A 25,310-nucleotide genomic window follows, 5' to 3' on the forward strand; every position below is an offset into this window, starting at 1 on the left:
GCCGTCCGACCCCGGTCGAAGACCTTTTGAGCAAGACGTCGGGGAGCCGATTCCGGTTGTGCGACTCCGGCACCATCTGCCGGCCTCGGTGTCCATCCACGGTCGGATCGATCCTGCCTTCTCGGTGGATTCGCTCAACTCCAGTACACGAAAGGGTTGGTGCGTCTCATACGCGATAACTCGAGGACCTCCCCCACGTGCGCAGCAGTCGAATAGCTTGTTTCCTGGCGGTCAGTGCCGTCGCCACCCTGGTTCCCGCGCTTGCACCGGCTACGGCATCTGCCGCACAGGACCCCTTGCGTAAGTACGCCCAGCAGAAGCCCGCATGGCACCGCTGTGACCGAGCGACGCCGGTGGCCTTCCAGTGCGCCACGATCAAGGTGCCGCTCGACTACAGCCGCCCCGACGGCAAGAAGCTCGATCTCGCGATCTCCAGGTTGAGGACGAGCACCAAGAGCGAGCGTCGCGGTGTGCTCCTGCTCAATCCGGGTGGCCCGGGCGGTCCGGGCGTCGACCTGCCGCAGCAGCTGGCGAGCGAACTGCCGAAGTCCGTGAAGCGCACGTACGACCTCATCGGCTTCGACCCACGAGGCATCGGTCGGAGCTCTCCCGTCGGCTGCGGCCTGACGGCCGAGCAACAGAACTTCGAGCGGGCGTACAAGGCCGAGACCTTCACCGAGGACGTGAAGTGGGCACGGACCGTCGCCGAGAAGTGCGCCACCAAGCAGGGCGACAAGCTGCGCCACATCACGACCCGCAACACCGCCCGGGACATGGACGTGATCCGCGCCGTGCTCGGCGAGAAGAAGATCTCCTACCTGGGGTACTCGTACGGCACCTACCTCGGCGCGGTCTATGCGCAGATGTTCCCCAAGCGCTCCGACCGTTTCGTGCTGGACAGCGCTGTCGACCCTGCTCGCATCTGGCGCGGCATGATCCAGGTCTGGGCGGAGGGCACCGAGCCCGCTTTCACCAGGTGGACCGAGTGGACCGCCGAACGCAACTCCACGTACCAGCTGGGCGGGACTCCCCAGGCGGTCCGCAAGACCTTCTACGACCTGGTCGCCCAGGCCGACCGCGAGCCGATCGACCTCGACGGGACCGCGCTGACCGGGGATGACATCCGCGCCGGCAGCCGCGCCATGTTCTTCAGTGTGCGCGACGCCGCGGAGTCGGTCGTCGAGCTGAGGAAGGCCGCCGCGGGCAGGCCCGCGTCCGGTGACCGGGAGACCAGGACGCCCGCGCCGCTTCCGCCGTCGTTCGGCCGCGCCGTTCCCTCGGACAACGCCACCGCCGGCTTCTGGACCGTCGTCTGTGCCGACACCCGCAACTGGCCGCGCGACCCCGAGCAGTACCGCAGCGACGCGGTCCGGGACAAGGCCAAGTACCCGCTGTACGGCGACTTCGCGTCCAACATCATGCCGTGCGCGTTCTGGAAGAGGAACGGCGGTGAGCACGCCACCAAGATCGACAACAAGGTCGGCGCGCTGATCCTGCAGAACGAGTGGGATTCCCAGACGCCGTTGACCAGTGGCCAGGGTCTGCGCCGTGTCATGAAGGGCGCGAAGATGGTCACGGTGGCCGGAGGTGTCGGACACGGCATCTACGGCACCGAATCGTGCGCGGACAAGACAGCCACGGCCTACCTGACCACCGGCAGGCTGCCGGTGCGGGATGCGACCTGCCAGGCCGCTCCGGCGGCACGTGAGCGCAGTGGCGCCAACCCGCTGCCGCTGCCGACGCCTCGGGGTGTCCCGGGCTGGTCAGCAGTTTCTGAAGCCGGACGCTGACGCCGTCATAGGTGTGGGCGATGAGCAGAGCAGACGGCCGGTTCGGTCGGAGACCGAGAGGAATGGGGCATGTGGTGCGTCGGCTGACCGGCCTGATGATGGTGATCGCGGGGATGGCTCTCGCGTTCTGGTTGGCTCTCGGACCTTCAGCGGAGTGGGAAGGCGCCGTGCGGTTCGCGCGCTTCGCTCTGGTGTTGAGCTGCTTCGTGGTGATCGGCGGCGGCGTGCGGCTGATCTTCCCCGACAGCTCAACGGACGAGTCGACCGAGTCCGCCGAGTGATCACATGAGGACGGGGCCTCCTGAACAGCTCGTGGGTGTCGAATCCATGGAGCGTCAGGAGGCCCCGTCTCTGTGGGGCATCGAGGTGACCCGGCATGCTAGGGCCACAGCAGCTCCCTGGCCCAACCCGTCTCCGTGCGCCGGTAGCTGAGCCGTACATGCCGTCGCCGGGCGTCCCCCTGGAAGAACTCCACCTGTTGCGGGCGCAGGTGGTACAGAGTCCAGGTGGGCACCGGAGCGTCGGGCTCGCGCCGGGCGCGCTCCCAGGCCGTCTCCGACGTGTGCGCCAACTCCTCCAGTGAGCCGAGGACCTGGCTCTGGCGGCCGGTGAGGGCGGCCGCCAGGGCGCCGGTCGAGCGGGCGTGCAGGTCGGCTTGGGACTCGGCGGACGGAGCGTTCGTCACCGGGCCCCGCAGCCGCACCTGGCGGCCCTGTGCCGGCCAGTAGAAGCCGAGGGCCGCGTAGGGGCGGACGGCGAGCTGGCGGCCCTTGCGGCTGTCGCTGTGCGTCGCGAAGGACCAGCCGGAGACGTCGGCGCCGTGCAGCATCACCGTCCGTACATCCGGCAGGCCCTCCTCGTCGGCCGTCGCGAGGGACATCGTGTGGGGCTCCACCTGCCCCGCCGCGACCGCCTGCGCGAACCAGGCCGTGAAGAGGGCGAGTGGTTCCGCGGGGGCCGTGGCGGGGTCGAAGGCGGGCAGGTCGACGTCCCACACCCGAAGCGACCTCAGCAGCTCATGAAGATCCTGGCCTTGGTGATCCAGCTCGCGATGATCCATGCCGCGATTGTCGCGTGCGGCGCGGACTCAGACCTGTCCGAGGTCGGACGACACCCACCGTTCGGGCCGCATGTGGACGACGACCTGCTCGCCGTGGTTCTTCCAGGCGAAGTCGACATAGCCGTCGACCTTCTCGGCCGGGAGGTAGCGGGCGGAGATCTCGCGGAGCTGTTCGAGGGTGGCGGGCGTCGTCCTGACGACCGGCCCCTCGACGGACGCGTACCTGATGGTGGGTTCGAGCCGGTCGATCATGAGGGAGAAGCGGCCCGCCGCCTGGATCAACTGGTTCTTGCGGGAATCCAGCCCGGTCATGATCCATACGTCGCCGCCGGGCTCGTACTGGTACCAGATCGGCACGGTCAGCGGAGCGCGCCCCGCGCCCGCGTCCACCGCCAGCGCGGCGACATGGGGTTCGGCCAGGAACTGTTCACGCTCTTCACGGGTCAGGGCCATGCCTGTTTCCTCCTGATGTGCTCTCGACAGTCTCACTCCCTGCCCAGCACCAACGTTCCCGACGAGCAGAACCATCCCCCGGTCGCCGAAGCCACCCCCAGCCGGGGCAACTCACCCCCGCGCACCCGCACTTGACGCTCGCCACCCTCCCCCCGCAACTGCCGCACCGCCTCCACCAGAAGGAACAGGCCCCGCATCCCGGGATGTTGGGCCGACAGCCCGCCCCCGTCCGTGTTGACCGGCAGCTCCCCGCCCCGCACCAGCAGCCGCCCCTTCTCCACGAACGCCCCGCCCTCGCCCTTCCCGCAGAAGCCGAGGTCCTCCAGGGTCACCAGGGTCATGTAGGTGAAGGCGTCGTAGATCTCCGCGAAGTCGATCTCCTGCGGCCGCACCCCGGCCCGCTCGAAGGCGAGCCGCCCGCTGACCGCCGCCGGGCCCGTCGTGAAGTCCGGCCACTCGGACATGGCGGAGTGCGAGACGTGCTCACCCGCCCCGAGCACCCACACCGGTGCCGTACGGCAGTCCCGTACGAACTCCTCCGCGGCCAGCAGCACCGCCGCCCCGCCGTCGGAGCGGATGCAGCAGTGCAGCTTGGTGAAGGGGTCCGCGATCATCGGGCCGGACAGCACGTCGTCGACCGTGATCGGGTCACGGAACATGGCCTCGGGGTTCAGGGCCGCGTTGGCCCGTGCCTGGACCGCGACGGACGCCAACTGCTCGATCGTCGTGCCGTGTTCGATCATGTGGCGGCGGGCGGCCATGGCGTACTTGGCGATGAGCGTGTGGCCGTACGGGACCTCGAACTGAAGGGGGCCTCGGGAGCCGAAGGAGAGGTTCCCTGTGCGCCGCCCCGCCTTGATGTCCGCGCGGGCCGTGGAGCCGTAGACCAGGAGTACGGCGTTCGCGTGCCCCCTCGCTATCGCGTCCGCCGCGTGGGCCGCCATGACCTCCCAGGCCGAGCCGCCGACGGAGGTCGAGTCGACCCAGGTGGGGCGCAGGCCCAGGTACTCGGCCACCTCGACGGGGGCGAGGGTGCCGAGCCCGGCGGACGCGAGGCCGTCCACCACCTCCCGGCCCAGCCCCGCGTCGGCCAGGGCGCGGCGGGCCGCCTGGGCGTGCAGGGCGTACGGGGTCGCGTCGTCCACCCGACCGCAGTCGGAGAGAGCCACGCCGACCACGGCGACTTTCCGGTTCCCGGCAGTCATGAGAGGCCTCCACCCCTGTGCGTCCAACCCCTGTGTCCAACCTCTGTGCATCTCGTTGCGACCCTCCTAATATGACGGACCGTCAGATCTGGCGGGAAGAGCCGGAGGGAAGAGCCCATGGACGCCAGCCTCACCCCCGAGCAGGACGAGATCCGCCGCACCCTGCGCGAACTGCTCCGCAGCCGCGGCGGCCCCCGGGAGCTGCGCGCGGCCCTCGACACCCCCGCCGGTCACGACCCCGCCCTGTGGACGGCCCTCGCCGAACAGCTCGGCCTGCCCGGGCTCGCCCTGCCCGAGGCGTACGGCGGGGTCGGCTGCTCGGCGACCGAACTCGCCCTCGCCTGCGAGGAGACAGGGCGGACGCTCTCCCCCTCCCCGCTGCTGGCCACCGCCGTCCTCGCCGCACCGCTGATCACCGCCCTCGGCACGGAGACCCAGCGCGCCGAACTGCTGCCCCGCATCGCCGCCGGCACCCTCACCGCCGCCCTCGCCGTCCCCGGCACCGCCCTCGCCACCGCCCTCGCCCTCACCGGCACGGGAGGCGGCGACTGGGCCGGCGGCGGGCGCGCCGGGGGCGTGCAGGCGCGGCGGGCGGAGGGCGGCTGGCGGCTGTACGGGCAGGTCGACCAGGTGCTGGACGGGCACAGCGCGGGCCTCCTGGTGGTCGCCGCGCACGCCGGGGGGTTCGCCCGGTCACGGACGCTGCTGTTCCTGGTGGCGGGGGACGCGGCCGGGGTCGTACGGGTACGGCAGACCGCGCTGGACGCGACGCGGCCGCAGGGGCGGGTGCAACTGCGGGATGTGGAGGCCGAGTTGCTGGGGGAGGACGGCGCGGATGTGCCGGGTGCCCTCGCCGGGGTGGGGGATACGGTCGCCGCCGTCCTCGCCTGCGAGGCCGTGGGGGCCGCCGACCGGGCGTTGGAGGCGACCGTGGAGTACGTCAGGCAGCGGGAGCAGTTCGGGCGCCCGATCGGCTCCTTCCAGGCAGTGAAGCACCGGCTGGCGGATGTGTACGTGGCGGTGCAGGCGGCACGCTCGGCGGCGTACTACGCGGCCTGGGCTGCAACGCCCCTCAGGGGCGCGGGCCGTGTCGATATGCGGCTCCGCCGCGTGGGCGCGACCAGCCACGACGGCGCTGCAGACGCCCACCGGCGTATCGCGGCACCCCCCGCGGCGCACCTCGCCCTCGCACAAGCCCTGGAAGCACTCCGAACCGCCTCCGCCGAAGGCATCCAGCTGCACGGCGGCATCGGTTTCACCTGGGAGCACGAGGCTCACCTGTACTTCAAACGCGCCGCCGGCGACGAACTCCTCTTCGGCCCCGTCCACCGCCTACGGGCGCACGCCGCCGACACGGCCCGGCTCTTCGAGACGTCCGCGGAGCGGGAGGTGACGGTGTGATCGCCGCACGCATGGTGCAGAAGGTGTCCTCGACGCGGGGCTTCGCCAAGGTCGCCCCCCACGTCATCCCCGCGCTCGACCGGGCCGTCCACCGGCTCACCCGCGGAAAAGTGCTGCTCAGCGCCCAGATGCTCCCCGGCGTGATCCTGACCTCGACCGGCGCGCGCAGCGGGCTGCCCCGCCGTACGCCGCTCGCCTGCATGCCCGAGGAGGACGGCCGCAGCTGGATCCTCGTCGGCTCCAACTTCGGCCGCACCGGCCACCCCGCCTGGACCGCGAACCTGCTGGCCCACCCGGACGCCGAGGTCAGCTGGAAGGGCCGGGACATCCCCGTCACGGCCCGGCTGCTGGAGGGGGAGGAGCGGGCGGCCGTATGGCGGGCGGTGCTGGCCTTCTGGCCGCCGTATGCGACGTATCAGGCCCGGGTGGAGCGGGAGATCCGGCTCTTCAGGATCGTGGGCAGGTAAGGGCGGCGCCGGTCACAGCGTCGCCAGGCGCTGTACGAGGAGGAACGCGCCGATGCCCAGCATGGCCGCCCCGGACGTGCGGGTGACCGCCCGTGCCGCCGCCGGGCGGGCGCCGAGGACCGCGCGGGCCGCGAGGCCCACCGTCAGATAGACGGCGGCGCAGCACGCCATGTGGAGCAGGCCGAGTACGGCGGTCTGGGCGGGGACCGGCAGGTGGTCGCCCTTGGTCACCAGGAACTGCGGCAGCACGGACAGGTAGAGCAGCAGGCCCTTGGGGTTCAGGCCGCTGATCGTGGCGCCGCGCAGGAAGACCCGGGCCGGGCCGGCGGCCACGGTCTCCTCGGCCGCCCCCGGCGTGCCCGGTCGCCGCAGCACGCTCCAGCCCAGCCACACCAGGTACGCGGCACCGGCCACCGTCAGCGCGGTCAGCAGCCCCGGCTCGCCCGCCACCAGCACCGCCAGACCCGCCACCGCGAGCACCGTGTGCAGCGCGTACCCGCTGACCAGGCCCGCCACCGCCATCACCGGCGAGCGGTCGCGCAGCCCGGCGGAGATCGCGTACGCCCAGTCGGCGCCCGGCACGCAGACGAGCAGTAGGTCGATGGCGAGGAAGGAAATGAGCAGTCCGGAATCCATGGTGGCGAGATTAGGCGGGGATGGCCCGAAAGTGTTGTCGAAGTTTTCCCGTAACCAGCGGTTATGAGGGAAGATCTGCCTCATGGACGACGTGGACAGAAAGATTCTTGCCGAGCTCCAGCAGGACGGGCGGCTGACCGTGACGGAGCTGGCGGCGCGGGTGCGGCTCAGCGTCTCGCCGTGCCACCGGCGGCTGCGGGAGCTGGAGCGGGCCGGCGCCATCAGCGGCTACCGGGCCGTCGTGGACCCGGCCGCCGTCGGGCTGACCTTCGAGGCGCTGGTCTTCGTCTCCATGCGCCAGGAGGACCGGGACACCGTCGCCGGGTTCGAACGGGCCGTCGGCGAGGTGGAGGAGGTGCTGGAGGCGCAGCGGCTGTTCGGGGAGCCGGACTATCTGCTGCGCGTCGTCGCCGCCGACCTCGCCGCCTACCAGCGGCTGTACGACGAGCGGCTGGCGACGCTGCCGGGTGTGCAGCGGCTGACGTCGACGCTGGTGATGAAGCACGTCGTGCGGGACCGGCCGCTGCCCGCCTGAACACCGGGCGCGCCGGAAAGCGCAGCAGGCGGTGGTCCACGGGTGTGTGAACCACCGCCTGCGAGACAGGACTTGAGGTGGGGAAAAGGAGCGTCGGCCGTCCGGCGTTACTTGGTCGGCTTCTTGCCGGTCACGCCCAGGTGGACCAACAACGCAAGGTTCGGCTTGAGTTCAGCCTGCTTGACGCCCCAGGTCTGGAAGCCCTTCTGGTGCGAGGCCACCGCCGCGAGCATCGCGACGAGCGAACCCGCGACCGCGGCCGGGTTGACGTCCTTGTCGATCCTGCCCTTGGCCTGCAGCTGAGTCACCGCCTCCGCCAGGGAGTTGTTGACGGAGTTCAGGATCTTCATGCGGATCTTGTAGAAGCGTTTGTCGCCCTCGGACGCGCCGAGGTCGACGACGCGGAGGATCGCGTCGTTCTTGCGCCAGAACTCCAGGAACCCGTCGACGAGTTCCTGGGCGGTCTGCCAGCCGGCCTTGCCGACCCAGCTGCGGCCCTCCACGAGCTCGGTCAACGCCGCGCCCTCGGTGGCCATTTGCTCGGCGATCTCCAGGACGGCGCCCTCGACGTCCGGGAAGTACTGGTAGAAGGTCGCGGGTGAAGTCCCCGCCTTCCGGGCGACATCGATGACTTTGACGTCCCGGTAGGGGGAGGAGCTGAGCATCTCGCTGAGGCAGTCGAGCAGCTTCTGCCGGGTCGCCTGCCCACGCCGACCGGCCACGCGGCCGTCGACGGTACGCACTTGTCCTGTCATGTCGTCAGCTTACCGAGGCGTGATCGGGGCGCGATTCGGCCGACTGCAAATGGGGTGCACGGGGATGCGGAGGCTGGTGTGCCTGGTCTGCGCGGTGCGTAAGACGCCGTTACTTTGGCCGCATGGCCGAAAACAGGGCATCCGCAGACGGAACGGAATACTCCGAGGGCGTTCCGTGCTGGGTGGACGCGCAGCTTCCTGATGTGGAGGCGGGCAAGCGGTTCTACGGTGAGCTCTTCGGGTGGGACTTCGAGGAGGCCTTCGACTCCACCGTGCTCGCCCGGCTGGACGGCGAGCCCGTCGCCTCGCTCTCGCGCAAGACGGACGGGCGGATGCCCACCGTGTGGACGGTGTACTTCGCGACCCCGGACGCCCAGGCGCTGGCCCGCCGGGTCCGCGCGGCCGGGGGGCAGGTCATCACCGCGCCCGTGGAGGTGGGGGAGGGGCTCGGGACGGTCGCGCTGGTCACCGACCCCGAGGGCGCCGTCTTCGGGCTGTGGCAGGCGGGCGAGCACACGGGCTTCGGGCGCCGGCACGAGGTCGGCAGCTTCGCCTGGGCCGAGCTGTACGCCCGGGACACCGAGATCGCCAACGACTTCTACGGAGGGCTCTTCGCCGACGCCCTGTTCGGACCGAATGCCGAGCCGGACTTCGGGCGGGCGGCCGTCGAGGAGGTCTTCCCGGCGATGATGCCGCCCCACTTCGTCGTCCACTTCCGGGTGGAGAACTGCGAGGCCGTCCTCGCCGAGGTGACCGGGCTCGGCGGGCGGGTGCAGATTCCACCCTTCGAGACGTCGTACGGGACGGCCGCCGTGGTCACCGACAATCAGGGGGCGTCCTTCGCGCTGCTGGAACGCGCGCCGCTGCAGCGCCGAGGAGCGCCGGAAGCCTGACCACCTGATTTCCGGGCTCGTTTCTGACCTCACTCTTACCTCCGGCGTCCCAATATGCGAACCGGCGCTTTCCGTCAGGTGCCGGAGTGTGGTTTTGTCCCAAGACACCCCGTTCCGCCCTTGGGTTCGCAACCACGCCCCAGGACAGGAAGAATCAGGGTGCGTGCCGCCAAGGCGGTGCGGTGGTGAGACGCTGCACGGGGTCGCGTAAACATGTCGGTGGCGCGGCTCGTACGGGGAGGTGGCAGGCAGAGTGGTGGATCAGCTGACGCAGCACGATCCGCGCAGGATCGGGCCGTTCGAGGTGCTCGGACGGCTGGGCGCCGGCGGCATGGGGCTGGTCTATCTCGCGCGCTCGGCGTCCGGCCGGCGCGTGGCGATCAAGACGGTCCGGACCGAGCTCGCCGAGGACCAGCTGTTCCGCGTCCGCTTCACCCGTGAGGTGGAGGCGGCCCGGGCGGTCTCCGGCTTCTACACGGCCGCGGTCGTCGACGCCGACCCGCGCGCCGCCGTGCCGTGGCTGGCCACCGCGTACGTCCCCGCGCCCTCCCTCGAAGAGATAGTGAACGAGTGCGGGCCGCTCCCGGCCCAGGCGGTGCGCTGGCTGGCGGCGGGTGTGGCGGAAGCCCTGCAGTCCATCCACGGCGCCGGTCTCGTCCACCGCGACCTCAAGCCCTCCAACGTGCTCGTCGTCGAGGACGGTCCCCGGGTCATCGACTTCGGTATCGCGTCCGGCGTCTCGAACACACGTTTGACGATGACGAACGTCGCGGTCGGCACGCCCGCCTACATGTCGCCCGAACAGGCGAAGGACTCCCGCAGCGTGACCGGCGCGAGCGACGTCTTCTCGCTCGGCTCGATGCTCGTCTTCGCCGCCACCGGACACCCCCCCTTCCACGGCGCCAACCCGGTCGAGACCGTCTTCATGCTGCTCCGCGAGGGCCCCGACCTCGAAGGCCTCCCGGACGAGCTGCGCCCGCTGATCGAGTCCTGCATGCAGATGGAGGCCACGGCCCGGCCCAACCCGGCCGACCTCCAGGCCCAGCTGGCCCCCCACCTCTTCGGCTCCGGCTCCGACGACAGCGGTACGGCGTCGGCCTGGCTGCCCGAGCGGGCGGTGAGCCTGATCGAGTCGCGGCGCGGTGGCCGCCCGGCGGCGAAGCCCTCCTCGCCCTCCGGCCGCGGCGCCGGACGTCCCGCCCCCGCGCCCGTCCCGCCCCCGCCCTCGCACGACCCGGTGGTCCCGGGCCCGCAGCCCGCGCCCGTCCCGGTCGGCGCCCCCGACACCGGCCCCGTACGCCTGGCCGGCGCCGCGGTGCCCATCGGCCCCGGCCCCCGCGTCGCCGACGCCCGCGCCGCCGCCGTCAAGGCGCCCCCTCCGGAGGCCGGCCTCGTCGCCTCCTGGGCCCGGCCCCACCCCGGCGTCAACGGCACGGACCCCGCCGTGGGCCCTGCCGTACCGGCATCGCCGCCCGTGCCCCCGGAGCCGGCGGCCGGCTGGCGCCCCTGGCGTTTCCGCATGTCGAACGATGTCTGGGGCACCCCCTCCGTCGCCGACGACCTCGTCTACGTCACCTCCTTCGAGGTGCACGCCCTCGACGTGGCCACCGGCCGCCGCCGCTTCAAGACGCGGGACGTGGCCTGGTCGATGGCGGTCGCCGACGGCCGTATCCACGCCTCCGACGGCCCCACCCTGTTCGCCCTGGAATGCCGCGAGGGCGCGGACCTGTGGCGTCTGCAGACGGACGCGTGGGTCTACTCGCTCAAGGCCGAGCGGGGCACGGTCGTCACCGGCACCCGGGGCGGCGGAGTCCAGGCCTGGGAGGCCTCCAACGGCCAGAAGCTGTGGGAGATCACCGGCGCCCAGACCGACTTCGAGTCCCCGGAGGCGGGCCCCGCGCTGTACGACGGCACGGTGTACGTCTGGAAGGACGCCCGCCTGCGGGCCTTGGACGCCCGCACCGGCGACGAGCGCTGGTCGTACCCCATCGGCGACGCCGCCTCCTGCGGCGGAGTGCCGGTACGGGTGGCGCAGGCCCAGGACGGCCATGTGTACGTGTCGGCCGGCACCCGCGTGCTCGCCATCGACGCGGCGAGCGGTCACGTCCGCTGGCACTTCGAGGCCCCGGCGGTGTTCCTGTGCCCGCCGGCCTTCGTGCCGGGCCCGGCGGTGACCGGCGGCGGCGTCTACCTGGCCGACTACCTCGGCACGGTCTACGCCCTCGACGCCACCGACGGCCGCGACCGCTGGCGCATCGCCACCGAGGCCCGCTCCTCGATCGAACCGGTCCTGGTGGCCGCCGGCCATGTCCACGTCGGCAGCGGCAAGGGCCTGTACACGCTGGACGCGGTCACCGGGACGCCGAAGTGGCGCTTCCAGGCGGGCGGCGACATCGTGGGCGCACCGGCGGTCGCGGAGGGCCGTATCCACTTCGGCTCCACCGACCACCTGCTCTACACCCTCAAGGCCGACGACGGCCGCCTGAGATGGAAGCTCGCCACCGGCGGCGAGATCACCGGCTCGCCCGTCGTGAAGGACGGCGTCGTGTACGCGTGCAGCAAGGACCGGTGCGTGTACGCGCTGGACGCGGAGAAGGGCACGGGGACGGCGCGCACGGCGTAGGCGGGGCGGGCAGGTGTGACACGCGGGCGTGTGCGGTGACGGCCGTCGTGCCGGCGCACGGAAGGGGTCCGGACGGCGGCCGTCCCGTTGGGAGCGGTCATCTTCACTGCTCTTACACGAGACGCTACGCCGGGTGAGCGCTTACCGCCATGTGACCGCTGCTAACGTGACGTGCTCACGATCAACACCACGGGGTTGCAAGACATACGGGGGTCGCACCACATGAAGCTTCGCCATGTCCGCGCTGTCGCCGTCGCCGTCGGCGTGGTGGTCGCACTGACGGGCGCAAAGCGCTCCAGCGGCGGCGGCTGCGACGACAGCTCGAGCTCCAGCAGTTCGTCGAGCAGTTCGGGCGGCACGCACTACGACGACGATGACGACGACTACGCGTCCTCGGGCGGCGTCTCCGGCGGCAGCAGCGCGACCGCCACCGCCGAGGCCACCCGGGACGTGCGGATCCGCAGCTGCGTGTACGACGCGACCCGGGGCATCGTCGCCCGGGTCGAGGCCACCAACACCAGCGGCATCACGACGTACACCTACGAGTTCGGCGTCACCTTCAAGGACCCGAGCGGCACGCCCGTACGCACCAGCGCGTCCACCATCCCGTACGTCTCGCCCGACTCCACGGAGACCCTGGACGTGACCGCCACGTACGTGCCAGGTGCCGGTGACAGCACGAGCGGCGTGACCTGCGCGCTGGGCGACGTGACCCGTACGGCGGAGTAGCTCACCGCACCCGATGGTCGCGGCGCCGCGCCCTGAACAGCTCCTCCTGCCGCTCACCCGGCAGGTTCCCCAGCGCGATCAGGTGCGGCGCCTGCGCGAAGGCGTGGGCGAGCGCGGCCTCCCTGGCCGCCCACAACGCCCGCACGGTCCCCTGCACACCCTCCGCCGGATGTCCGGCGATGACGGTGGCGCAGTCGACGGCGGCCGCCAACGCCTCGCCGGGCTCGGTGAGTTCCGAGACCAGCCCGATCTCATGGGCCCGCCGGGCCGACAGCCTCTCCGCGCTTCCCATGAGCATCATCCGCGAGACCTCGCCGTACGGCATCCGCAGCGCCATGAGGGCGGACTCGTAGGCGCTGACCATGCCGTACGTCGTGTGCGGGTCGAAGAAGGTGGCGGTCGGGTCGGCGACGACGAAGTCCGCCTCGCCGAGGAGATAGAAGGCACCCCCGCAGGCCATGCCCCGCACGGCGGCGACGACCGGCTTCCACAGATCGTTGGACTTCGGCCCGATCCGCAGCAGCGGATCGTCCGTCATGAACGGCGAGTCCGGCTGCGGTACCCCGACCTCCCGGTCCAGCCCCGTGCAGAACGCCCGCTCCCCGGCACCGGCGAGTACGACGGCCCGTACGGTGTCGTCGAACCGCAACGCCCGCCACGCGGCGACCAGTCGGTCCCTCAGGTCGAGGTCGATGGCGTTGAGGCGCTCGGGCCGGTCGAGGGTGACGACGGCGACGCCGGTGTCCTTGTCGGTCGTGACGGTGAGGCTCACGGTCGCTCCAGGACCCACTGGGGCAGACCGCTGCCGCTGAACACGGCATGGACCTTGGCGCCGATGCGGATCCGGTCCGGGGCAAGGGAGTCGAGGGGCGCGTCGGGGCCGGTGACGAGGTTGCCGACGAGGCGTATGCGGGGGAGGTCGGTGAGTTCGACGACGACCACGTTGTACGGCGCCTGCTCGGCGTAGTCGGGCAGGAGGGGTGGGTGCGGGACGACGTACGACCAGATACGGCCGTGTCCGCCGGCCTGCCGCCACTCGCTCGCGAAGGACTGGCAGTGCGGGCAGCACGGGCGGGGCGGGAACCGTGGCTCACCGCAGTCGGCGCAGGCCTGGACGCGCAGCTCGCCCTGGGCGGCGTACCGCCAGAAGGGGGCGCCGTCGGGGTCGGTGACGGGGGAGAGCATCCTGGGATCAACTCCTCAGTTCCGTAGGAGCAGCGCGGAGGTGGGGACGCCTTCGCCGGCGGTGACGAGACAGGTGGCGGCGCCCGGGACTTGGGCGGTGCTGGTGCCGCGGAGCTGTTTGACGCCTTCGTTGATGAGGTTGAACCCGTGGACGTACGCCTCACTCAGTCCCCCGCCACCGGTGTTGAGGGGCAGCCGCCCGCCGATCTCCAGGGCCCCCTGCTCGGTGAACGCCCCTCCCTCACCCCGCCCGCAGAACCCGTACCCCTCCAGCGACAGCGGTATGAGGGCGGTGAACGCGTCGTAGATCTGGGCGACGTCCACATCCTGTGGAGTGAAGTCGGCGTGCTTCCACAGATGCCGGGCGGCGGTCCAGGCGGGCCCGGTGAGCGGGTCGTCGTTCCAGTAGTTGACCATGCCGTGGTGCTGGGCGGGCAGGCCCTGGGCGGCGGAGTGGACGTAGACGGGCGTGTGCCGGCAGTCGCGGGCCCGCTCCCGGCTGACGACGACGCACGCCAACGCCCCGTCCGTCTCCAGGCAGTTGTCGAAGAGGCAGAGGGGCTCGCTGATCCACCGGGATGTCATGTACATCTCGCGGGTCAGAGGTCGTTCGTACATGACGGCCGCCGGATTCTGATTGGCCCGGTTCCGGCAGGCGAGGGCGACATTGAAGAGATGATCCCGCGTCGCGCCGTACTCGTGCATGTAGCGGCGGGCGAGCATGGCTATTTCATCGACCGGCCGCAGAAGGCCGTACGGCCGGGTCCACTGGGCGGGTGTGGGCAGTTGGGCGGCGGTGTTCCGCCACGGCCGGGGCCCGCTGCCCCGCTTCCGGGACCGCCAGGCGACGCCGACCGTCGCCTGCCCGGTGGCGATGGCACCGGCGAGATGCGCGACGGTGGCACACGAACCGCCGCCCCCGTACCCCACCTTGCTGAAGAAGGTGAGGTCACCGAACCCGACGGCCTTCGCCAGCTCGACCTCGTCCGTCTCCTCCATGGTGTAACTGGCGAGCGCGTCGACCTCGCCCGGGGCGATGCCGGCGTCGTCGAGGGCGGCGAGGACGGCCCGGCAGGCGAGGGTTCTCTCGTCCTCCGGGAGGTGTTTGGCGAAGGGCGTCTGCCCGATGCCGACGACGGCGGTCGCGTCCTTGAGTCCGGCCATGTGCACACCTCCGCGCTACGGACGGGCTGCTGACAGGGCGTCAGGTTACAGCTAATCTGACGGGCAGTCAGCTACTGGATCCGCGGTTCGGAGTTCGGGGAGGCCCATCGTGGAGTGGCAGAGCATCCCGGAGCTGGTCCGCCGAGCGGCCGAGCGGTACGCGGACGTCGAGGCGGTGGTCGAGGGCCGCACCCGGATCTCGTACGGCGAACTCGGCGCCCGCGTCGAACGGTCGACCGCGGCCTGCATCGCGAACGGCATCACGCCGGGCGACCGCGTCGCCATCTGGGCCCCGAACACCCTGGACTGGATCGTGGCGGCGCTGGGCGCGGTGTCGGCCGGGGCGGTGCTGGTGCCGGTGAACACCCGCTTCAAGGGCACGGAGGCCGCGGACGTACTGCGCCGCAGCGGAGCCCGGCTGCTCTTCGTGACCGGCACCTTCCTGGGCACCTCGTACGTGGCGTCGCTGCGCCGGGCGGTCGCGCAGGGGCCGGGGCTGCCGGAGCTGGAGCAGGTGGTCGTGCTGTCGGACGACGCCCCGGCGGACTACCGCACCTGGAAGGACTTCCTGGCGAGCGGCGACGGGGTGGACGAGGCGCGGGTACGGGCACGCGCGGCGGCCGTGGACGGCTCCTGGCCGTCGGACATCGTCTACACGTCCGGCACGACGGGCCGCCCGAAGGGCGCGGTGATCACCCACGCCCAGACGCTGCGGGCGTATGAGGTGTGGAGCGACTTGGCCGGCCTCCGGCAGGGCGACCGCTACCTGATCGTGAACCCCTTCTTCCACACCTTCGGCTACAAGGCCGGCGTGATCGCCTGCCTGATGCGCGGCGCGACGATGATCCCCCAGCCCGTCTTCAACGTCGGTACGGCCCTGGCGAACATCGCGGCGGAACGGGTCTCGGTCCTCCCGGGCCCACCCACCCTCCACCAGTCGTTGCTGGACCACCCGGCGAGGGACGCGCACGACCTCTCCGCGCTCCGGCTGGTGGTGACCGGCGCGGCGGTGGTGCCGTTGCGCCTGGTGGAACGCCTGCGCGGGGAACTGGGCGTGGAGACGGTCCTGACGGCGTACGGCCTCTCGGAGGCCAGCGGCATCGTGACGATGTGCCGGCGCGGCGACGACCCGACGGTCATCGCGTCGACGTCCGGACGGGCGATACCGGGCACGGAGCTCCGCGTCGAGGCCCCGCCCGGCGAGCCCGGCGAGGTCCTGGTGCGGGGCTTCAACGTCATGCGGGGCTACTACGACGACGAGGCGGCCACGGCGGAGGTACTGACGCCGGACGGCTGGCTGCGGACGGGCGACCTGGGCGTCCTGGACGAAGCGGGCAACCTGCGCATCACCGACCGGCTCAAGGACATGTTCATCGTCGGCGGCTTCAACGCCTACCCCGCGGAGATCGAGCAGCTGCTGGGCCTCCACCCCGAGGTCGCGGACGTCGCGGTGATCGGCGTACCGGACGCCCGGCTGGGGGAGGTCGGCAAGGCGTACGTGGTGCGCCGACCGGCCTCGGTACTCACCGGCGACGACCTGATCGCATGGGCACGGCGGGAGATGGCGAACTACAAGGTGCCGCGGTGGGTGGAGTTCGTGGGGGACCTCCCGCGAAACGCGAGCGGCAAGATCCTCAAGGGCGAGCTCCGGGCCAGGGGTTGACGTAGCGGAGGAAAGGGCTGGCAGGTCTGGGTCATGGGCGGCACTCAAATGCCCAGGTCACGGTTGCCGCGCCGTGCCCGAACCTGCCACTCACCTTCCCCTGCGCCGCCAAGTCGCCGTGGTTTGGGGTGGGTTGCTGGTCGGGGCCATACTAGAGTTCTTGTATGGCTAAGTCGCCTCGCATGACGCTGCAGACCCAATTAGTCCTACGTACGCTTCTGGAAACTCCGGCCAAGGCCCGTTACGGCCTCGAACTCTCCCATGCCGCGGGGTTGCCCACGGGGACCATCCACCCCATCCTGGCCCGGCTCGAAGCCGCCGGGTGGCTCGAGTCGTTCTGGGAGGACCAGAGCCAGATCGAGAAGACCGACCCGCCGCGGCCACGGCGGCGCTACTACCGCTTCACCACCAGCGGCGCCGAATCCGCCCGCCTGGCACTCGCGGCCGCCTACAGGGGAGGCGCCACGTCCGCGCTACTCGGCCCTGTCGCGGACGGGTTGGGGAGCTGAAGCCGCGAGATGCACGAGACCGAATACGGCTGTCCAGGCGGCGACACTCCCTCGCCCTCTCCCGCTCCCTCTCCCCGTCGTGCTCGGCGGCGCCGAGGAACTGGGCTTGAGGGCATGGTCGTGGCCGAGCTCCAGCAGATCGCTGCCGCCCTCGGAATCAAGGGCGCTGCACGCATGCGTAAAGCGCAGTTGATCGAGCTGATTCGCGACGCCCAGGACGGCGCGCCGCCCCCAGGCCACGCGGGCTCCCCACTTCCCCCGCTTCACCCACCGTCCCCACGTCCCCCGCTCCTGGCACTCCTGCCTGGCGCCAAGAGATCATGAAGATGGCGGAGGATCCGTCGACCCGGTGGGTCAAGCCGCTCGGCAGCATGACGCTGGCCGAGCTCCAAAAGCTCGCCTCGGATCTCGGGATCAAGGGCGCCGCACGCATGCCCAAGGGCCAGTTGATCGAGGTCATCCGAGAGGCCCAGGCTGGGGCGGGCAGCGTCGCCGCCGGGGCACCGGACGAGGAACCAGCGGCGCCGGCCGTGGCCGAGGGACGAACCAAACCGCGCTTTGCCAGGCGTGTTCGCCTGAACTCCTTCGGCGTTCAGGCGATCGCCTTCGGAACGCAGCTGCTGCCCGCCGGCGCCCGTGAGCGATGGCAGGAGGAGTGGAGGGCGGAGTGGACCGACCTCACGGAGCTGTCGCGCCGTAAACGCCTGCTGTATCTCCTCCGCCTCACCCTGCACGCCGCTCCCCGGCTCGCGTGGAGTCTGCGCCGTGCTCAGCGGGAGATCGCATGAGCACGCTCGAAGCCGCCGCCGCACAGCGGCGGATCCAGTACCCGCCGCCTCCATCCCGGCCTAGGAACCGTGGAAGCGGCGGGCGCCACCAGATCGGAGATCATCTGATGTCGTTCCAGGATCCCACGCCAGCCCCGCAACCGGACCCCGTACCACCGGCGTTGTCGTCGCCGCCGTCGCCGGGCCGGTCCCTGACCATCCCCCTGCGCTATATCCCAGGAACCGGTTTCGCCCTCGCCACCGCCATCACCGCGGGCATCACATGGGATTACGTCCCGCAGGACGGCACATGGCCCCTCGCCTTGCTGGGCGCCACCGCCATGCTCTGCGACGCGATCGTCATGGCGAGCCGGAACGCCGGGCGCAGGCCCACCTGAGCGAACGGGGACCACGGGTCTGGCACGCTCGCGTGCCAGACCCGTGGTCCCTCGTGGTCCCTCGTGGTCCCCCGCGTTCCCTAGGTCGCTGTGGCTGCCAGGGTCGTGCGGATCTCCGTGATCATCCGGTCCGGCCGGTGGAAGACGTCCTCGGCGCTGTAGCGCAGGAGGGTTCGGACCTCGGGGCACTGGAGGATCTGGTTGAAGCGGGTGACATCGCGTCGGTGGGCATCGCGGCTGCCGTGATAGGCGTAGCCCTCGATCTCGACCGCGAGCCCTTCCTTCCGGAAGAGGAAGTCGAGGACGAACCGGCGACCGTACGGCGTGTGCAGTTCGACCTGGCTCTCGGGCCTGAGGCCGGCGTCGTACATGCGCAGGCGGGCGATGGTCTCAGCCGGCGAACCGGACTGCGGGTCGGACAGTCGCAGCCAGGTGCGGGCCCTGGCCGTGCCCTGTGCGTTGGTCTTCAGAGCGGCGGCGAGTGACCTGGTGTCGGTGAGCGGAGGGCGGCGGTTGCCCATGACCCTGCGGTAGGTGAGGGCCGAGTCCACCGCGACGAGCGCCTCGTCTCTCGGCCCGGCACGGAGCAGATCGGCGAGGGTGCGGCGCACGCCCGTGACCCGGAGCCCCTGCCACACCACGGCGTCCCCTTGGGCGAGGGGCATGCGGTGGACGCGTAGGTCCTTGCTCTCGTGGCGGAGGGTGAGGTGGGGGTCGATGAACTCGAGGGGCTCCTTGGCGGCAGGGGTGAGCGTTTCGATCCGCCAGAGGCCGGCCGCCGAACGGTGGCTCACAACGAGCCGCGGTTTGAGGAGCTGAACGGCCCGAACCCGCACCGCGAGATCGGCCCCCAACCCAGGCTCGGCCCAGGCCCCCGCCCTGACCCGCGTCCACCCTTCACCCCGCAGAGCCCGCGTAAGACTCCGCCCGGGCCACCCGCCCCGGAGCGCACGGGAGGTGAGAAGGACACCCCCCGAAGCCAACTCCCTCAACTCTCTTCTCTCCACACCCCCAAGATCCCACCCCCCACCCCCCAACGGGCGGCCTGTGGATAACTCGCCGTGGTCGGCTGGGGATTGGCAGGTCCGGGCCGGAGGAGGCGCGCGTGAGCTGGGGTTTTGCGGTGGGTGAGTGGCCTGGATCTGCCAATCCATCCTCCCGCCGGGGGCATGCGGCGGCCGCGGCGGCTCCCCTCCGCGCCGCCGCGGCCTATCCCCGTGTGGGAAGGAGGGCTAGCTGGGGTCGGACGTTACGTGTGTGTTGTCCGTGGTGAGGTCGGTGCCGGCCTCGGTGGTGGTGACGTGGGTGTTCAGCGGCTTGATCGGGCTGCTGGTGACGTGCGTGTTGAGCGGCTTGATCTCTTCGCCGGTGGGCTCGTCGGTGACGTGCGTGTTGTCCGGCGTGGCGACCGTGGTCTTCTCGGTGTCGCTCATGTGCTGCCTCCCCTGGTTGGAGCAAGTCATTACGGGTCCGCCCGGTCACTCCCCCGAGGGCGACCGGGCGGACGCTCAGGACGCCCACCCTAGAACGTGGGCGCGGCGGCCTGACCTGCGGTCCGTCTGCCCCCCGACGCGACGGATCGACAACGAAGAGAGTGCCGGGCGGCGATAAACGAACGATGAACGCCCTTCGCTGCCCGGCGCGGTCACCGGTGGGCCCTACGCAGCGGCCACCGGCGCGAGGAGCGACTGCACCTCCGTGGCCTCGGGGGAGTCCAACTTCTCGTAGATCTCGAGAGCCTCGCGCCAGCACACCTGGGCCCTTCCGGAGTGCCCGATGCCGTTCAACGCCTTGCCGAGCACGGTGAGGACGTGGCCGCGGCGCCACTCGCCTCCGATGCCCCGCAGCACCGTGAGCGCCATCTCGGCGTTGCCGGCGGCTCGCCCCGGCTTACGGGCGTCCAGGTCGACCTCCGCGAGGCGGAAGAGCGTCATCCCTTCCCACAGGCGCTGGCGACTGTCACGGAAGACGCGCAGTGCCTCTTCCAGCTGCTGGGTGGCGTCCGCGTGCTGCCCGGTCTTGGCCAGCGCCATGCCGAGGGCGTAGCGCCCGTTCGCTCCGCGGAGCGTGTGGCCCAACGTCTGGTAGATGTCGGTGCCCTGACGGGCGAGCGCCACGGCGGTGTCCGCGCGTCCGGTCGCCAGATGGAGACGCGACAGGTTGCACAGCGGGCTCGCGGATCCGGCGAGGTCGCCGCAGCTACGGAACTTCTCGATGGCCTGGCTGAAGTAGTCCTCGGCGTCCGCGTGCCGGTTCTGGTAGAACGCGATGCTCCCGAGGATGTTCGCGGCCCAGCAGGAGGGCAGCGGATCGTCGGCGGCCTCGGCGAGCTGGAAGGCCTCCCGCGCCTCGCGGTAGGCCCGGTCGAACACCCCGGAGAACAGCCGCGCGTTGCTCAGCACGACCGAGGACCGGCCTTCGGCGCGTACGTCGCCGACGGCGTGAGCGGCCTCGCGCAGCACCGTGGCCGCCGCCTCGTACTCCCTCGAGTTGGCGCCGGACTCGGCCAGGTCGACCGAGGCCCACAGGAGGTCGATGGCGCGCCGGAGCGTCCTTTCGCCGGCGGCCGACTGCCGTACGCAGGCGAGGAGCGGTGCGGCCTCGGAGTAGAGCCAGTCCCATGCGGCCTGACGGTTCGTGAACGTCAGACCGACGGCACCGGTCGGCTCCAGATGGTCCACCAGCCGGTCTCCCGGCCGCTCGATCGCGTACACGCCCGCTGCCGTGGCCAGATAGAAGTCCAGCAACCGCGACAGCGCCGCGTCCCGCTCGCTGGGCGGCCACTCGTCCCGCTCGGCGCACGCACGCGCGTAGAGCCGTACCAGGTCGTGGTACCGGTAGCGGCCGGGCGCCGCCGACTCCAGCAGGGACGTGTCGACGAGGGACTCCAGCAGGTCCTCCGTGTCCTCCGGCGGCAGATCCAGTACGGCCGCGGCCGCCGCCAGGGAGATGTCCGGGCCGTCGGCCAGGCCGAGGAGGCGGAACGCGCGGGCCTGGGCCGCGTCCAGGGCGCCGTAGCCCAGTTCGAAGGTGGCCTTCACGGCCAGGTCGCCGGCCTGGAGTTCGTCCAGGCGGCGCCGTTCGTCGGCGAGCTTGGCCGCCAGGACCGAGACCGTCCAGGTGCGGCGGGCGGCCAGGCGGGACGCCGCGATGCGGATCGCCAGCGGCAGGAAGCCGCAGGCCGCGACCACGTCGAGGGCGGCCTCGCGCTCGGACGCCACCCGTTCCTCGCCCACGATCTTCGTGAACAGCTGCAACGCCTCGTCCGGGGACATCACGTCCAGGTCGACCAGGTGGGCCCCCGCCAGGTCGACCATGCGGACCCGGGACGTCACCAGCGCCGCGCAGCCCTCCATGCCCGGCAGCAGCGGCCGGACCTGGGCGGCGTCCCGCGCGTTGTCCAGCAGGACCAGGACCCGGCGGCCGTCCAGCACGGACCGGTACAGCGCCGCCCGCTCCTCCAGCGAGTCCGGTATCGCCGAGTCGGGCGTGCCCAGGGCGCGCAGGAAGGAGCCGAGTACCGTCTCCGGCTCGGCCGCCCGCGCCCCCGCGCCCTGGAGGTCGACGTACAGCTGCCCGTCGGGAAAGGCGCCGCGCGCCTGGTGGGCCACGTGGACCGCCAGCGTCGTCTTGCCGACACCGCCGATGCCCGCGACCGCCGACACCGCCATCACCCGGCCCTCGGCCGAGGCGAGGACGTCGCTCAGCTCCGAGACGAAGGCGGCCCGGCCCGTGAAGTCGGGCACGGTGGCCGGGAGCTGGGCGGGGCGCACCGGGGCCGTCGGCGGCTCGGTGACCGGTGCCGAGGGCTCCGCGAGGCCGGGGTCGGCCCGGAGGATGCGCTGCTGGAGCTCCTTCAGGCCGGGGCGCGGGTCGACGCCCAGTTCGTCCGCCAGCAGGCGCCGCGTGTCCGCGTACACCGCCAGCGCCTCCGCCTGGCGGCCGCTGCGGTACAGCGCGAGCATCAGCAGCTCCCGCAGGCGCTCCCGCAGGGGGTGCGCCGCGGTCAGCGCCGTCAGCTCCGACACCGCCTCCGCGTGGCAGCCCTGCTCCAGGTCCATGTCCAGGCGGGATTCGAGGAGCTGGAGGCGCCACTCCTCCAGGCGGACCCGCTGGGCCTCCGCGTAGGGCCCGGGGACGCCCGCGAGCACCTCCCCGTCCCACAGGGCCAGCGCCCGCCCGAGCATCTTGCGCGCCTGACACAGATCCCCGGCGTTCCTGGCCTTCTCCCCTTCGGTGGCCAGGTCCTGCGCCGCCGCCAGGTCCAGCGCGCCCTCGGCCAGGCCCCGCACCGCGTAGCCACCCGACTCGCTCACCAGGACCCCGGGATCCAGCACCTTGCGCAGCCGGGAGGCGTACGTCCGCAGCGCCGCCAGCGCCTGCGAGGGCGGCTCCTCGCCCCACAGGGCGTCGATCAGCTCCGCCGCGGTCGCCGTACGGCCCTCGCGCAGCAGCAGGGCCGCGAGCAGGGCCCGTTGCTGGGGGGAACCGGTGGGGAGCTGCTCCTCGCCGTGCCAGGCGCGTACGGGGCCGAGCACGCTGAAGCGCAGCGCCGGCGCAGGCTCCGCCGCATCTGTCGAGGAGCCGGGACGCCTCTGCTCCGGCACTCGCGGTACCCCGTCCATCGCAGTCCCCCTAGGACCCGTTTACATCCCCGCCAGTTTGCCTTGTTCATGGCAGATGCGTCAGCTGTGGGGAGGGTGATCACAGGCAGGCGCGCGGGATATCACAAGGCCCTCACGTGGTCTTCGCACGACGGTGGCCGCTCCCACGTAGCTGACGGACCGTCAGATCGGCGCTACCGTGGCGGACATGGACACCGAGACCGCGTTTCCGCTGATCATCTCCGTCGACGACCACACGGTCGAGCCGCCCACCGTCTGGCAGGACCGGCTTCCGAAGAAGTACCTCGACACCGGGCCGCGCATCGTCCGCGCGCCACTGAAGGAAATGACGTTCCTCGGCGGCCGGTTCAAGCCCGTCATGGGCCGGCCGGGCGACGACGGGCCCATCGGCGACTGGTGGGTGTACGAGGACCTGCACCGGCCGATCACCCGCCTCGACACCGCCGTCGGCTACAGCAGGGACGAGATCAAGCTGGAGGTCATCACCTACGAGCAGATGCGGGCGGGGTCGTACGACGTCCCCGCCCGCCTCGCCGACATGGACGTCAACCACGTCCAGTCCGCCCTCTGCTTCCCGACCTTCCCCCGCTTCTGCGGCCAGACCTTCACCGAGGCGTCCGACCACGAGCTGGGCCTGCTGTGCGTCCAGGCCTACAACGACTGGATGGTGGAGGAGTGGTGCGGGCCGGACGCGCGGGGGCGGCTCATACCTCTCACCCTCATCCCGCTCTGGGACGCCGAGCTGGCCGCCGCCGAGGTCCGCCGCAACGCGGCGCGGGGCGTGCGCGCCGTCGCCTTCTCCGAGATACCCCCGCACCTCGGGCTCCCCTCCGTGCACACCGACGCCTGGGACCCCTTCCTCGCCGCCTGCGACGAGACCGGCACCGTGGTCGCCATGCACATCGGCTCCTCCAGCCGTATGCCCTCCACCTCCGCCGACGCGCCGCCCGCCGTCGGCTCCACCATCACCTTCGCCAACTGCTGCTTCTCGATGGTCGACTGGCTGATGAGCGGCAAGTTCGAGCGCTTCCCCAACCTCAAGGTCATGTACGCGGAGGGCCAGATCGGCTGGATCCCGTACATCCTGGAGCGCGCGGACGTGGTGTGGGAGGAGAACCGGGGCTGGGGCGGCGTCGCCGACAAGGTGCACCGGCCGCCGTCGGAGCTGTTCGCCGACCACGTCTACGGCTGCTTCTTCGACGACGCCTTCGGACTCAGGAACCTGGAGGCGATCGGCGTCGGCAACGTCCTGTACGAGACCGACTACCCGCACTCCGACTCCACCTGGCCCAAGTCCCGCGAGGTCGGCGAGGCGCAGATGGGGCACCTGGACGCGGACGTAGTCGAGCGGATCGTGCGGCGCAACGCCATCGAGCTGCTGGGACTGACGGACGACGGGCTGTGGCCGGGCGGCGGCGGTGCCCGGTGAGTCTCCCGTACGGCATCCAGCTCCCCGTCCAGTCGCAGAGCGCGATCTACGCCGAGTCGTGGGAGGCCGACGCCGGGCCCGAGGACCTGCTCGCCGTCGCCCGCACCGCCGACCGCGCCGGCTTCGCCTACCTCGCGAGCTGCGACCACGTCGGCATCCCGCGCCGCCTCGCCTCCGCGATGAGCACCGTCTGGTACGACCCCGTCGCCACCCTCGCCTTCCTCGCGGCGGCCACCGAGCGCATACGGCTGCTCAGCCATGTCGCGGTCGTGGGCCTGCGGCATCCCCTCCTGACCGCCAAGCAGTTCGCGACCCTCGATCACCTCAGCGGGGGGCGCCTGATCCTCGGGGTGGGCGCCGGGCATGTGCGGGAGGAGTTCGAGGCGCTGGGCGTCGACTTCGAGCGGCGCGGGTCCGTGCTGGACGAGTCGATCGACGCGCTGCGAGCCGCTCTCGGACCGGACGAGTTCCCCGAACACCACGGCAAGCTCTACGACTTCGAGGGGCTCGGGCAACGGCCGCGCCCCGCCCAGGAGCGCGTCCCGGTGTGGGTCGGCGGGTCGTCCCCGGCCGCCGTACGCCGGGCCGCCCTCAAGGGGGACGGGTGGCTGCCGCAGGGGGACCCCCGGGACCGGCTGCCCGCACAGATCGCCCGGATACGGCGGCTGCGGGAAGAGGCGGCCATCGAGGGGCCGTTCGTCGTCGGGGCCATCACCGAGCCCCTGTACGTCGGAAAGCCCGGCTGGGACGTCGGACGCCGGACCGTCGCCGGGGCCGCCGAGGAGCTGGCCGAGTCGCTGCGCGCCTACCGGGCCATGGGTGTGCACCAGATCCAGGTGCGGTTCCGGTGCCGGAGCCGATCCGAACTCACCGACCAGATCGAGGCGTTCGGGGCGGAGGTGGCGCCGCTGCTGTAGCCGGGTCGATACGGTGCGCTTCTTGAAAGCTTGAACATGTTCACGCCGACCGTCGTATGTACCGACGTACGGACGTACTGACCTTGACGTACGGCTTCGGCGGAAG

Annotated in this window: 26 protein-coding genes; 15 read left to right on the forward strand and 11 right to left on the reverse strand. The window is 71.5% G+C overall.

Annotated features, from left to right (window positions below):
• The first annotated feature begins 197 nt into the window (after window positions 1-197).
• The gene (locus ACIREI_RS12530; protein ID WP_403331092.1) at window positions 198-1,790 is read left to right on the forward strand and encodes an alpha/beta hydrolase; all 1,593 of its coding nucleotides are present in this window, start codon (window positions 198-200) and stop codon (window positions 1,788-1,790) included.
• 71 nt (window positions 1,791-1,861) lie between these two features.
• The gene (locus tag ACIREI_RS12535; RefSeq protein ID WP_403331095.1) at window positions 1,862-2,071 is read left to right on the forward strand and encodes a hypothetical protein; all 210 of its coding nucleotides are present in this window, start codon (window positions 1,862-1,864) and stop codon (window positions 2,069-2,071) included.
• A 98-nt stretch (window positions 2,072-2,169) separates the two neighbouring features.
• On the opposite strand, the gene ACIREI_RS12540 is transcribed toward ACIREI_RS12535, so the two are convergent.
• From ACIREI_RS12540 to ACIREI_RS12550, 3 genes are read right to left on the reverse strand one after another with little or no spacing between them, the layout of a single operon-like run.
• A complete protein-coding gene (locus ACIREI_RS12540; RefSeq protein WP_403331098.1) occupies window positions 2,170-2,850 on the reverse strand; it encodes a pyridoxal 5'-phosphate synthase in 681 nt (226 codons plus the stop codon).
• Window positions 2,851-2,877: 27 nt separating this feature from the next.
• Complete coding sequence (locus ACIREI_RS12545) at window positions 2,878-3,303, reverse strand: pyridoxamine 5'-phosphate oxidase family protein (protein ID WP_403331099.1); 426 nt, start codon at window positions 3,301-3,303, stop codon at window positions 2,878-2,880.
• A 32-nt stretch (window positions 3,304-3,335) separates the two neighbouring features.
• Window positions 3,336-4,508, reverse strand: a complete 1,173-nt coding sequence (locus ACIREI_RS12550; protein ID WP_403331101.1) for a thiolase C-terminal domain-containing protein — start codon at window positions 4,506-4,508, stop codon at window positions 3,336-3,338.
• 117 nt (window positions 4,509-4,625) lie between these two features.
• On the opposite strand from ACIREI_RS12550, the gene ACIREI_RS12555 reads away from it, so the two are divergent.
• Together ACIREI_RS12555 and ACIREI_RS12560 are read left to right on the forward strand one after the other, a co-directional pair.
• Complete coding sequence (locus ACIREI_RS12555) at window positions 4,626-5,909, forward strand: acyl-CoA dehydrogenase family protein (protein WP_403331103.1); 1,284 nt, start codon at window positions 4,626-4,628, stop codon at window positions 5,907-5,909.
• Complete coding sequence (locus ACIREI_RS12560) at window positions 5,906-6,376, forward strand: nitroreductase/quinone reductase family protein (protein ID WP_403331106.1); 471 nt, start codon at window positions 5,906-5,908, stop codon at window positions 6,374-6,376. Before ACIREI_RS12555 ends, ACIREI_RS12560 begins: the two co-directional genes overlap by 4 nt.
• A 12-nt stretch (window positions 6,377-6,388) precedes the next feature.
• Here ACIREI_RS12560 and ACIREI_RS12565 read toward each other — a convergent pair whose 3' ends face one another.
• Window positions 6,389-7,012: a LysE family translocator gene (locus ACIREI_RS12565; protein ID WP_403331108.1), complete on the reverse strand. Its 624-nt coding sequence runs from the start codon at window positions 7,010-7,012 to the stop codon at window positions 6,389-6,391.
• A gap of 82 nt (window positions 7,013-7,094) precedes the next feature.
• On the opposite strand from ACIREI_RS12565, the gene ACIREI_RS12570 reads away from it, so the two are divergent.
• On the forward strand, window positions 7,095-7,547 hold the full coding sequence (locus tag ACIREI_RS12570) for an Lrp/AsnC family transcriptional regulator (RefSeq protein ID WP_403331111.1): 453 nt from the start codon (window positions 7,095-7,097) through the stop codon (window positions 7,545-7,547).
• A 107-nt stretch (window positions 7,548-7,654) separates the two neighbouring features.
• Here the strand turns inward: ACIREI_RS12570 and ACIREI_RS12575 are convergent, their stop codons facing one another.
• Window positions 7,655-8,302 (reverse strand): TetR family transcriptional regulator, encoded by a 648-nt coding sequence (locus tag ACIREI_RS12575; protein WP_403331114.1) that lies wholly within the window; start codon window positions 8,300-8,302, stop codon window positions 7,655-7,657.
• Window positions 8,303-8,424: 122 nt separating this feature from the next.
• Between ACIREI_RS12575 and ACIREI_RS12580 the strand changes: the two genes are divergently transcribed.
• The 3 genes from ACIREI_RS12580 to ACIREI_RS12590 all read left to right on the forward strand — a co-directional run bounded on the left by ACIREI_RS12580 (window position 8,425) and on the right by ACIREI_RS12590 (window position 12,547).
• Window positions 8,425-9,195, forward strand: a complete 771-nt coding sequence (locus ACIREI_RS12580) for a VOC family protein (protein ID WP_403331117.1) — start codon at window positions 8,425-8,427, stop codon at window positions 9,193-9,195.
• Between the two features lie 253 nt (window positions 9,196-9,448).
• Window positions 9,449-11,818 carry a PQQ-binding-like beta-propeller repeat protein gene (locus tag ACIREI_RS12585; RefSeq protein WP_403331120.1) on the forward strand — a complete coding sequence of 790 codons (2,370 nt, stop codon included), beginning with the start codon at window positions 9,449-9,451 and terminating at the stop codon, window positions 11,816-11,818.
• A gap of 222 nt (window positions 11,819-12,040) precedes the next feature.
• Window positions 12,041-12,547: a hypothetical protein gene (locus ACIREI_RS12590; RefSeq protein ID WP_403331122.1), complete on the forward strand. Its 507-nt coding sequence runs from the start codon at window positions 12,041-12,043 to the stop codon at window positions 12,545-12,547.
• A 1-nt stretch (window position 12,548) separates the two neighbouring features.
• Here the strand turns inward: ACIREI_RS12590 and ACIREI_RS12595 are convergent, their stop codons facing one another.
• The 3 genes from ACIREI_RS12595 to ACIREI_RS12605 are packed head-to-tail and all read right to left on the reverse strand — an operon-like array spanning window position 12,549 to window position 14,896.
• Window positions 12,549-13,319 (reverse strand): enoyl-CoA hydratase/isomerase family protein, encoded by a 771-nt coding sequence (locus tag ACIREI_RS12595; protein WP_403331124.1) that lies wholly within the window; start codon window positions 13,317-13,319, stop codon window positions 12,549-12,551.
• Window positions 13,316-13,732: a Zn-ribbon domain-containing OB-fold protein gene (locus ACIREI_RS12600; RefSeq protein WP_403331126.1), complete on the reverse strand. Its 417-nt coding sequence runs from the start codon at window positions 13,730-13,732 to the stop codon at window positions 13,316-13,318. The genes ACIREI_RS12595 and ACIREI_RS12600 overlap by 4 nt, the downstream gene beginning before the upstream one ends.
• 15 nt (window positions 13,733-13,747) lie before the next feature.
• Window positions 13,748-14,896 (reverse strand): lipid-transfer protein, encoded by a 1,149-nt coding sequence (locus ACIREI_RS12605; RefSeq protein ID WP_403331129.1) that lies wholly within the window; start codon window positions 14,894-14,896, stop codon window positions 13,748-13,750.
• 109 nt (window positions 14,897-15,005) lie between these two features.
• Here ACIREI_RS12605 and ACIREI_RS12610 point away from each other — a divergent pair, with 109 nt between their 5' ends.
• The 5 genes from ACIREI_RS12610 (at window position 15,006) to ACIREI_RS12630 (ending at window position 18,233) form a co-directional block, all read left to right on the forward strand.
• Entirely contained in the window at window positions 15,006-16,559 is a 1,554-nt protein-coding gene (locus tag ACIREI_RS12610; RefSeq protein WP_403331132.1) for a FadD3 family acyl-CoA ligase, read from the forward strand.
• 164 nt (window positions 16,560-16,723) lie between these two features.
• Window positions 16,724-17,068, forward strand: coding sequence for a PadR family transcriptional regulator (locus tag ACIREI_RS12615; RefSeq protein WP_403331135.1), 345 nt, complete (start codon window positions 16,724-16,726; stop codon window positions 17,066-17,068).
• A gap of 114 nt (window positions 17,069-17,182) precedes the next feature.
• Window positions 17,183-17,392: a Rho termination factor N-terminal domain-containing protein gene (locus ACIREI_RS12620; protein ID WP_403331138.1), complete on the forward strand. Its 210-nt coding sequence runs from the start codon at window positions 17,183-17,185 to the stop codon at window positions 17,390-17,392.
• Window positions 17,389-17,856 (forward strand): Rho termination factor N-terminal domain-containing protein, encoded by a 468-nt coding sequence (locus ACIREI_RS12625; protein ID WP_403331140.1) that lies wholly within the window; start codon window positions 17,389-17,391, stop codon window positions 17,854-17,856. The genes ACIREI_RS12620 and ACIREI_RS12625 overlap by 4 nt, the downstream gene beginning before the upstream one ends.
• Window positions 17,853-18,233: a hypothetical protein gene (locus ACIREI_RS12630; protein ID WP_403331143.1), complete on the forward strand. Its 381-nt coding sequence runs from the start codon at window positions 17,853-17,855 to the stop codon at window positions 18,231-18,233. The genes ACIREI_RS12625 and ACIREI_RS12630 overlap by 4 nt, the downstream gene beginning before the upstream one ends.
• A gap of 80 nt (window positions 18,234-18,313) precedes the next feature.
• On the opposite strand, the gene ACIREI_RS12635 is transcribed toward ACIREI_RS12630, so the two are convergent.
• From ACIREI_RS12635 to ACIREI_RS12645, 3 genes are all read right to left on the reverse strand, one after another.
• Complete coding sequence (locus ACIREI_RS12635) at window positions 18,314-19,027, reverse strand: endonuclease domain-containing protein (RefSeq protein ID WP_403331146.1); 714 nt, start codon at window positions 19,025-19,027, stop codon at window positions 18,314-18,316.
• A gap of 438 nt (window positions 19,028-19,465) precedes the next feature.
• Complete coding sequence (locus ACIREI_RS12640) at window positions 19,466-19,666, reverse strand: hypothetical protein (RefSeq protein WP_403331149.1); 201 nt, start codon at window positions 19,664-19,666, stop codon at window positions 19,466-19,468.
• 225 nt (window positions 19,667-19,891) lie between these two features.
• Window positions 19,892-22,858, reverse strand: a complete 2,967-nt coding sequence (locus ACIREI_RS12645; RefSeq protein WP_403331152.1) for an AfsR/SARP family transcriptional regulator — start codon at window positions 22,856-22,858, stop codon at window positions 19,892-19,894.
• 187 nt (window positions 22,859-23,045) lie between these two features.
• Here ACIREI_RS12645 and ACIREI_RS12650 point away from each other — a divergent pair, with 187 nt between their 5' ends.
• Together ACIREI_RS12650 and ACIREI_RS12655 are read left to right on the forward strand one after the other, a co-directional pair.
• Complete coding sequence (locus ACIREI_RS12650; RefSeq protein WP_403331155.1) at window positions 23,046-24,287, forward strand: amidohydrolase family protein; 1,242 nt, start codon at window positions 23,046-23,048, stop codon at window positions 24,285-24,287.
• Window positions 24,284-25,204, forward strand: a complete 921-nt coding sequence (locus tag ACIREI_RS12655; RefSeq protein ID WP_403331158.1) for a TIGR03619 family F420-dependent LLM class oxidoreductase — start codon at window positions 24,284-24,286, stop codon at window positions 25,202-25,204. The genes ACIREI_RS12650 and ACIREI_RS12655 overlap by 4 nt, the downstream gene beginning before the upstream one ends.
• The last annotated feature ends 106 nt before the right edge of the window (window positions 25,205-25,310 follow it).

This window comes from Streptomyces sp. NPDC093591 (assembly GCF_044764885.1).
GTDB lineage: Bacteria > Actinomycetota > Actinomycetes > Streptomycetales > Streptomycetaceae > Streptomyces.

Excerpts from the sequence above, each read along its gene's own strand:
- ACIREI_RS12540 (WP_403331098.1), bottom strand. The coding sequence starts at position 2,850 with ATGGATCATCGCGAGCTGGATCACCAAGGCCAGGATCTTCATGAGCTG.
- ACIREI_RS12545 (WP_403331099.1), bottom strand. The coding sequence starts at position 3,303 with ATGGCCCTGACCCGTGAAGAGCGTGAACAGTTCCTGGCCGAACCCCAT.
- ACIREI_RS12550 (WP_403331101.1), bottom strand. The coding sequence starts at position 4,508 with ATGACTGCCGGGAACCGGAAAGTCGCCGTGGTCGGCGTGGCTCTCTCC.
- ACIREI_RS12555 (WP_403331103.1), top strand. The coding sequence starts at position 4,626 with ATGGACGCCAGCCTCACCCCCGAGCAGGACGAGATCCGCCGCACCCTG.
- ACIREI_RS12565 (WP_403331108.1), bottom strand. The coding sequence starts at position 7,012 with ATGGATTCCGGACTGCTCATTTCCTTCCTCGCCATCGACCTACTGCTC.
- ACIREI_RS12570 (WP_403331111.1), top strand. The coding sequence starts at position 7,095 with ATGGACGACGTGGACAGAAAGATTCTTGCCGAGCTCCAGCAGGACGGG.
- ACIREI_RS12575 (WP_403331114.1), bottom strand. The coding sequence starts at position 8,302 with ATGACAGGACAAGTGCGTACCGTCGACGGCCGCGTGGCCGGTCGGCGT.
- ACIREI_RS12580 (WP_403331117.1), top strand. The coding sequence starts at position 8,425 with ATGGCCGAAAACAGGGCATCCGCAGACGGAACGGAATACTCCGAGGGC.
- ACIREI_RS12590 (WP_403331122.1), top strand. The coding sequence starts at position 12,041 with ATGAAGCTTCGCCATGTCCGCGCTGTCGCCGTCGCCGTCGGCGTGGTG.
- ACIREI_RS12600 (WP_403331126.1), bottom strand. The coding sequence starts at position 13,732 with ATGCTCTCCCCCGTCACCGACCCCGACGGCGCCCCCTTCTGGCGGTAC.
- ACIREI_RS12605 (WP_403331129.1), bottom strand. The coding sequence starts at position 14,896 with ATGGCCGGACTCAAGGACGCGACCGCCGTCGTCGGCATCGGGCAGACG.
- ACIREI_RS12615 (WP_403331135.1), top strand. The coding sequence starts at position 16,724 with ATGGCTAAGTCGCCTCGCATGACGCTGCAGACCCAATTAGTCCTACGT.
- ACIREI_RS12620 (WP_403331138.1), top strand. The coding sequence starts at position 17,183 with ATGGTCGTGGCCGAGCTCCAGCAGATCGCTGCCGCCCTCGGAATCAAG.
- ACIREI_RS12625 (WP_403331140.1), top strand. The coding sequence starts at position 17,389 with ATGAAGATGGCGGAGGATCCGTCGACCCGGTGGGTCAAGCCGCTCGGC.
- ACIREI_RS12630 (WP_403331143.1), top strand. The coding sequence starts at position 17,853 with ATGAGCACGCTCGAAGCCGCCGCCGCACAGCGGCGGATCCAGTACCCG.
- ACIREI_RS12640 (WP_403331149.1), bottom strand. The coding sequence starts at position 19,666 with ATGAGCGACACCGAGAAGACCACGGTCGCCACGCCGGACAACACGCAC.
- ACIREI_RS12645 (WP_403331152.1), bottom strand. The coding sequence starts at position 22,858 with ATGGACGGGGTACCGCGAGTGCCGGAGCAGAGGCGTCCCGGCTCCTCG.
- ACIREI_RS12650 (WP_403331155.1), top strand. The coding sequence starts at position 23,046 with ATGGACACCGAGACCGCGTTTCCGCTGATCATCTCCGTCGACGACCAC.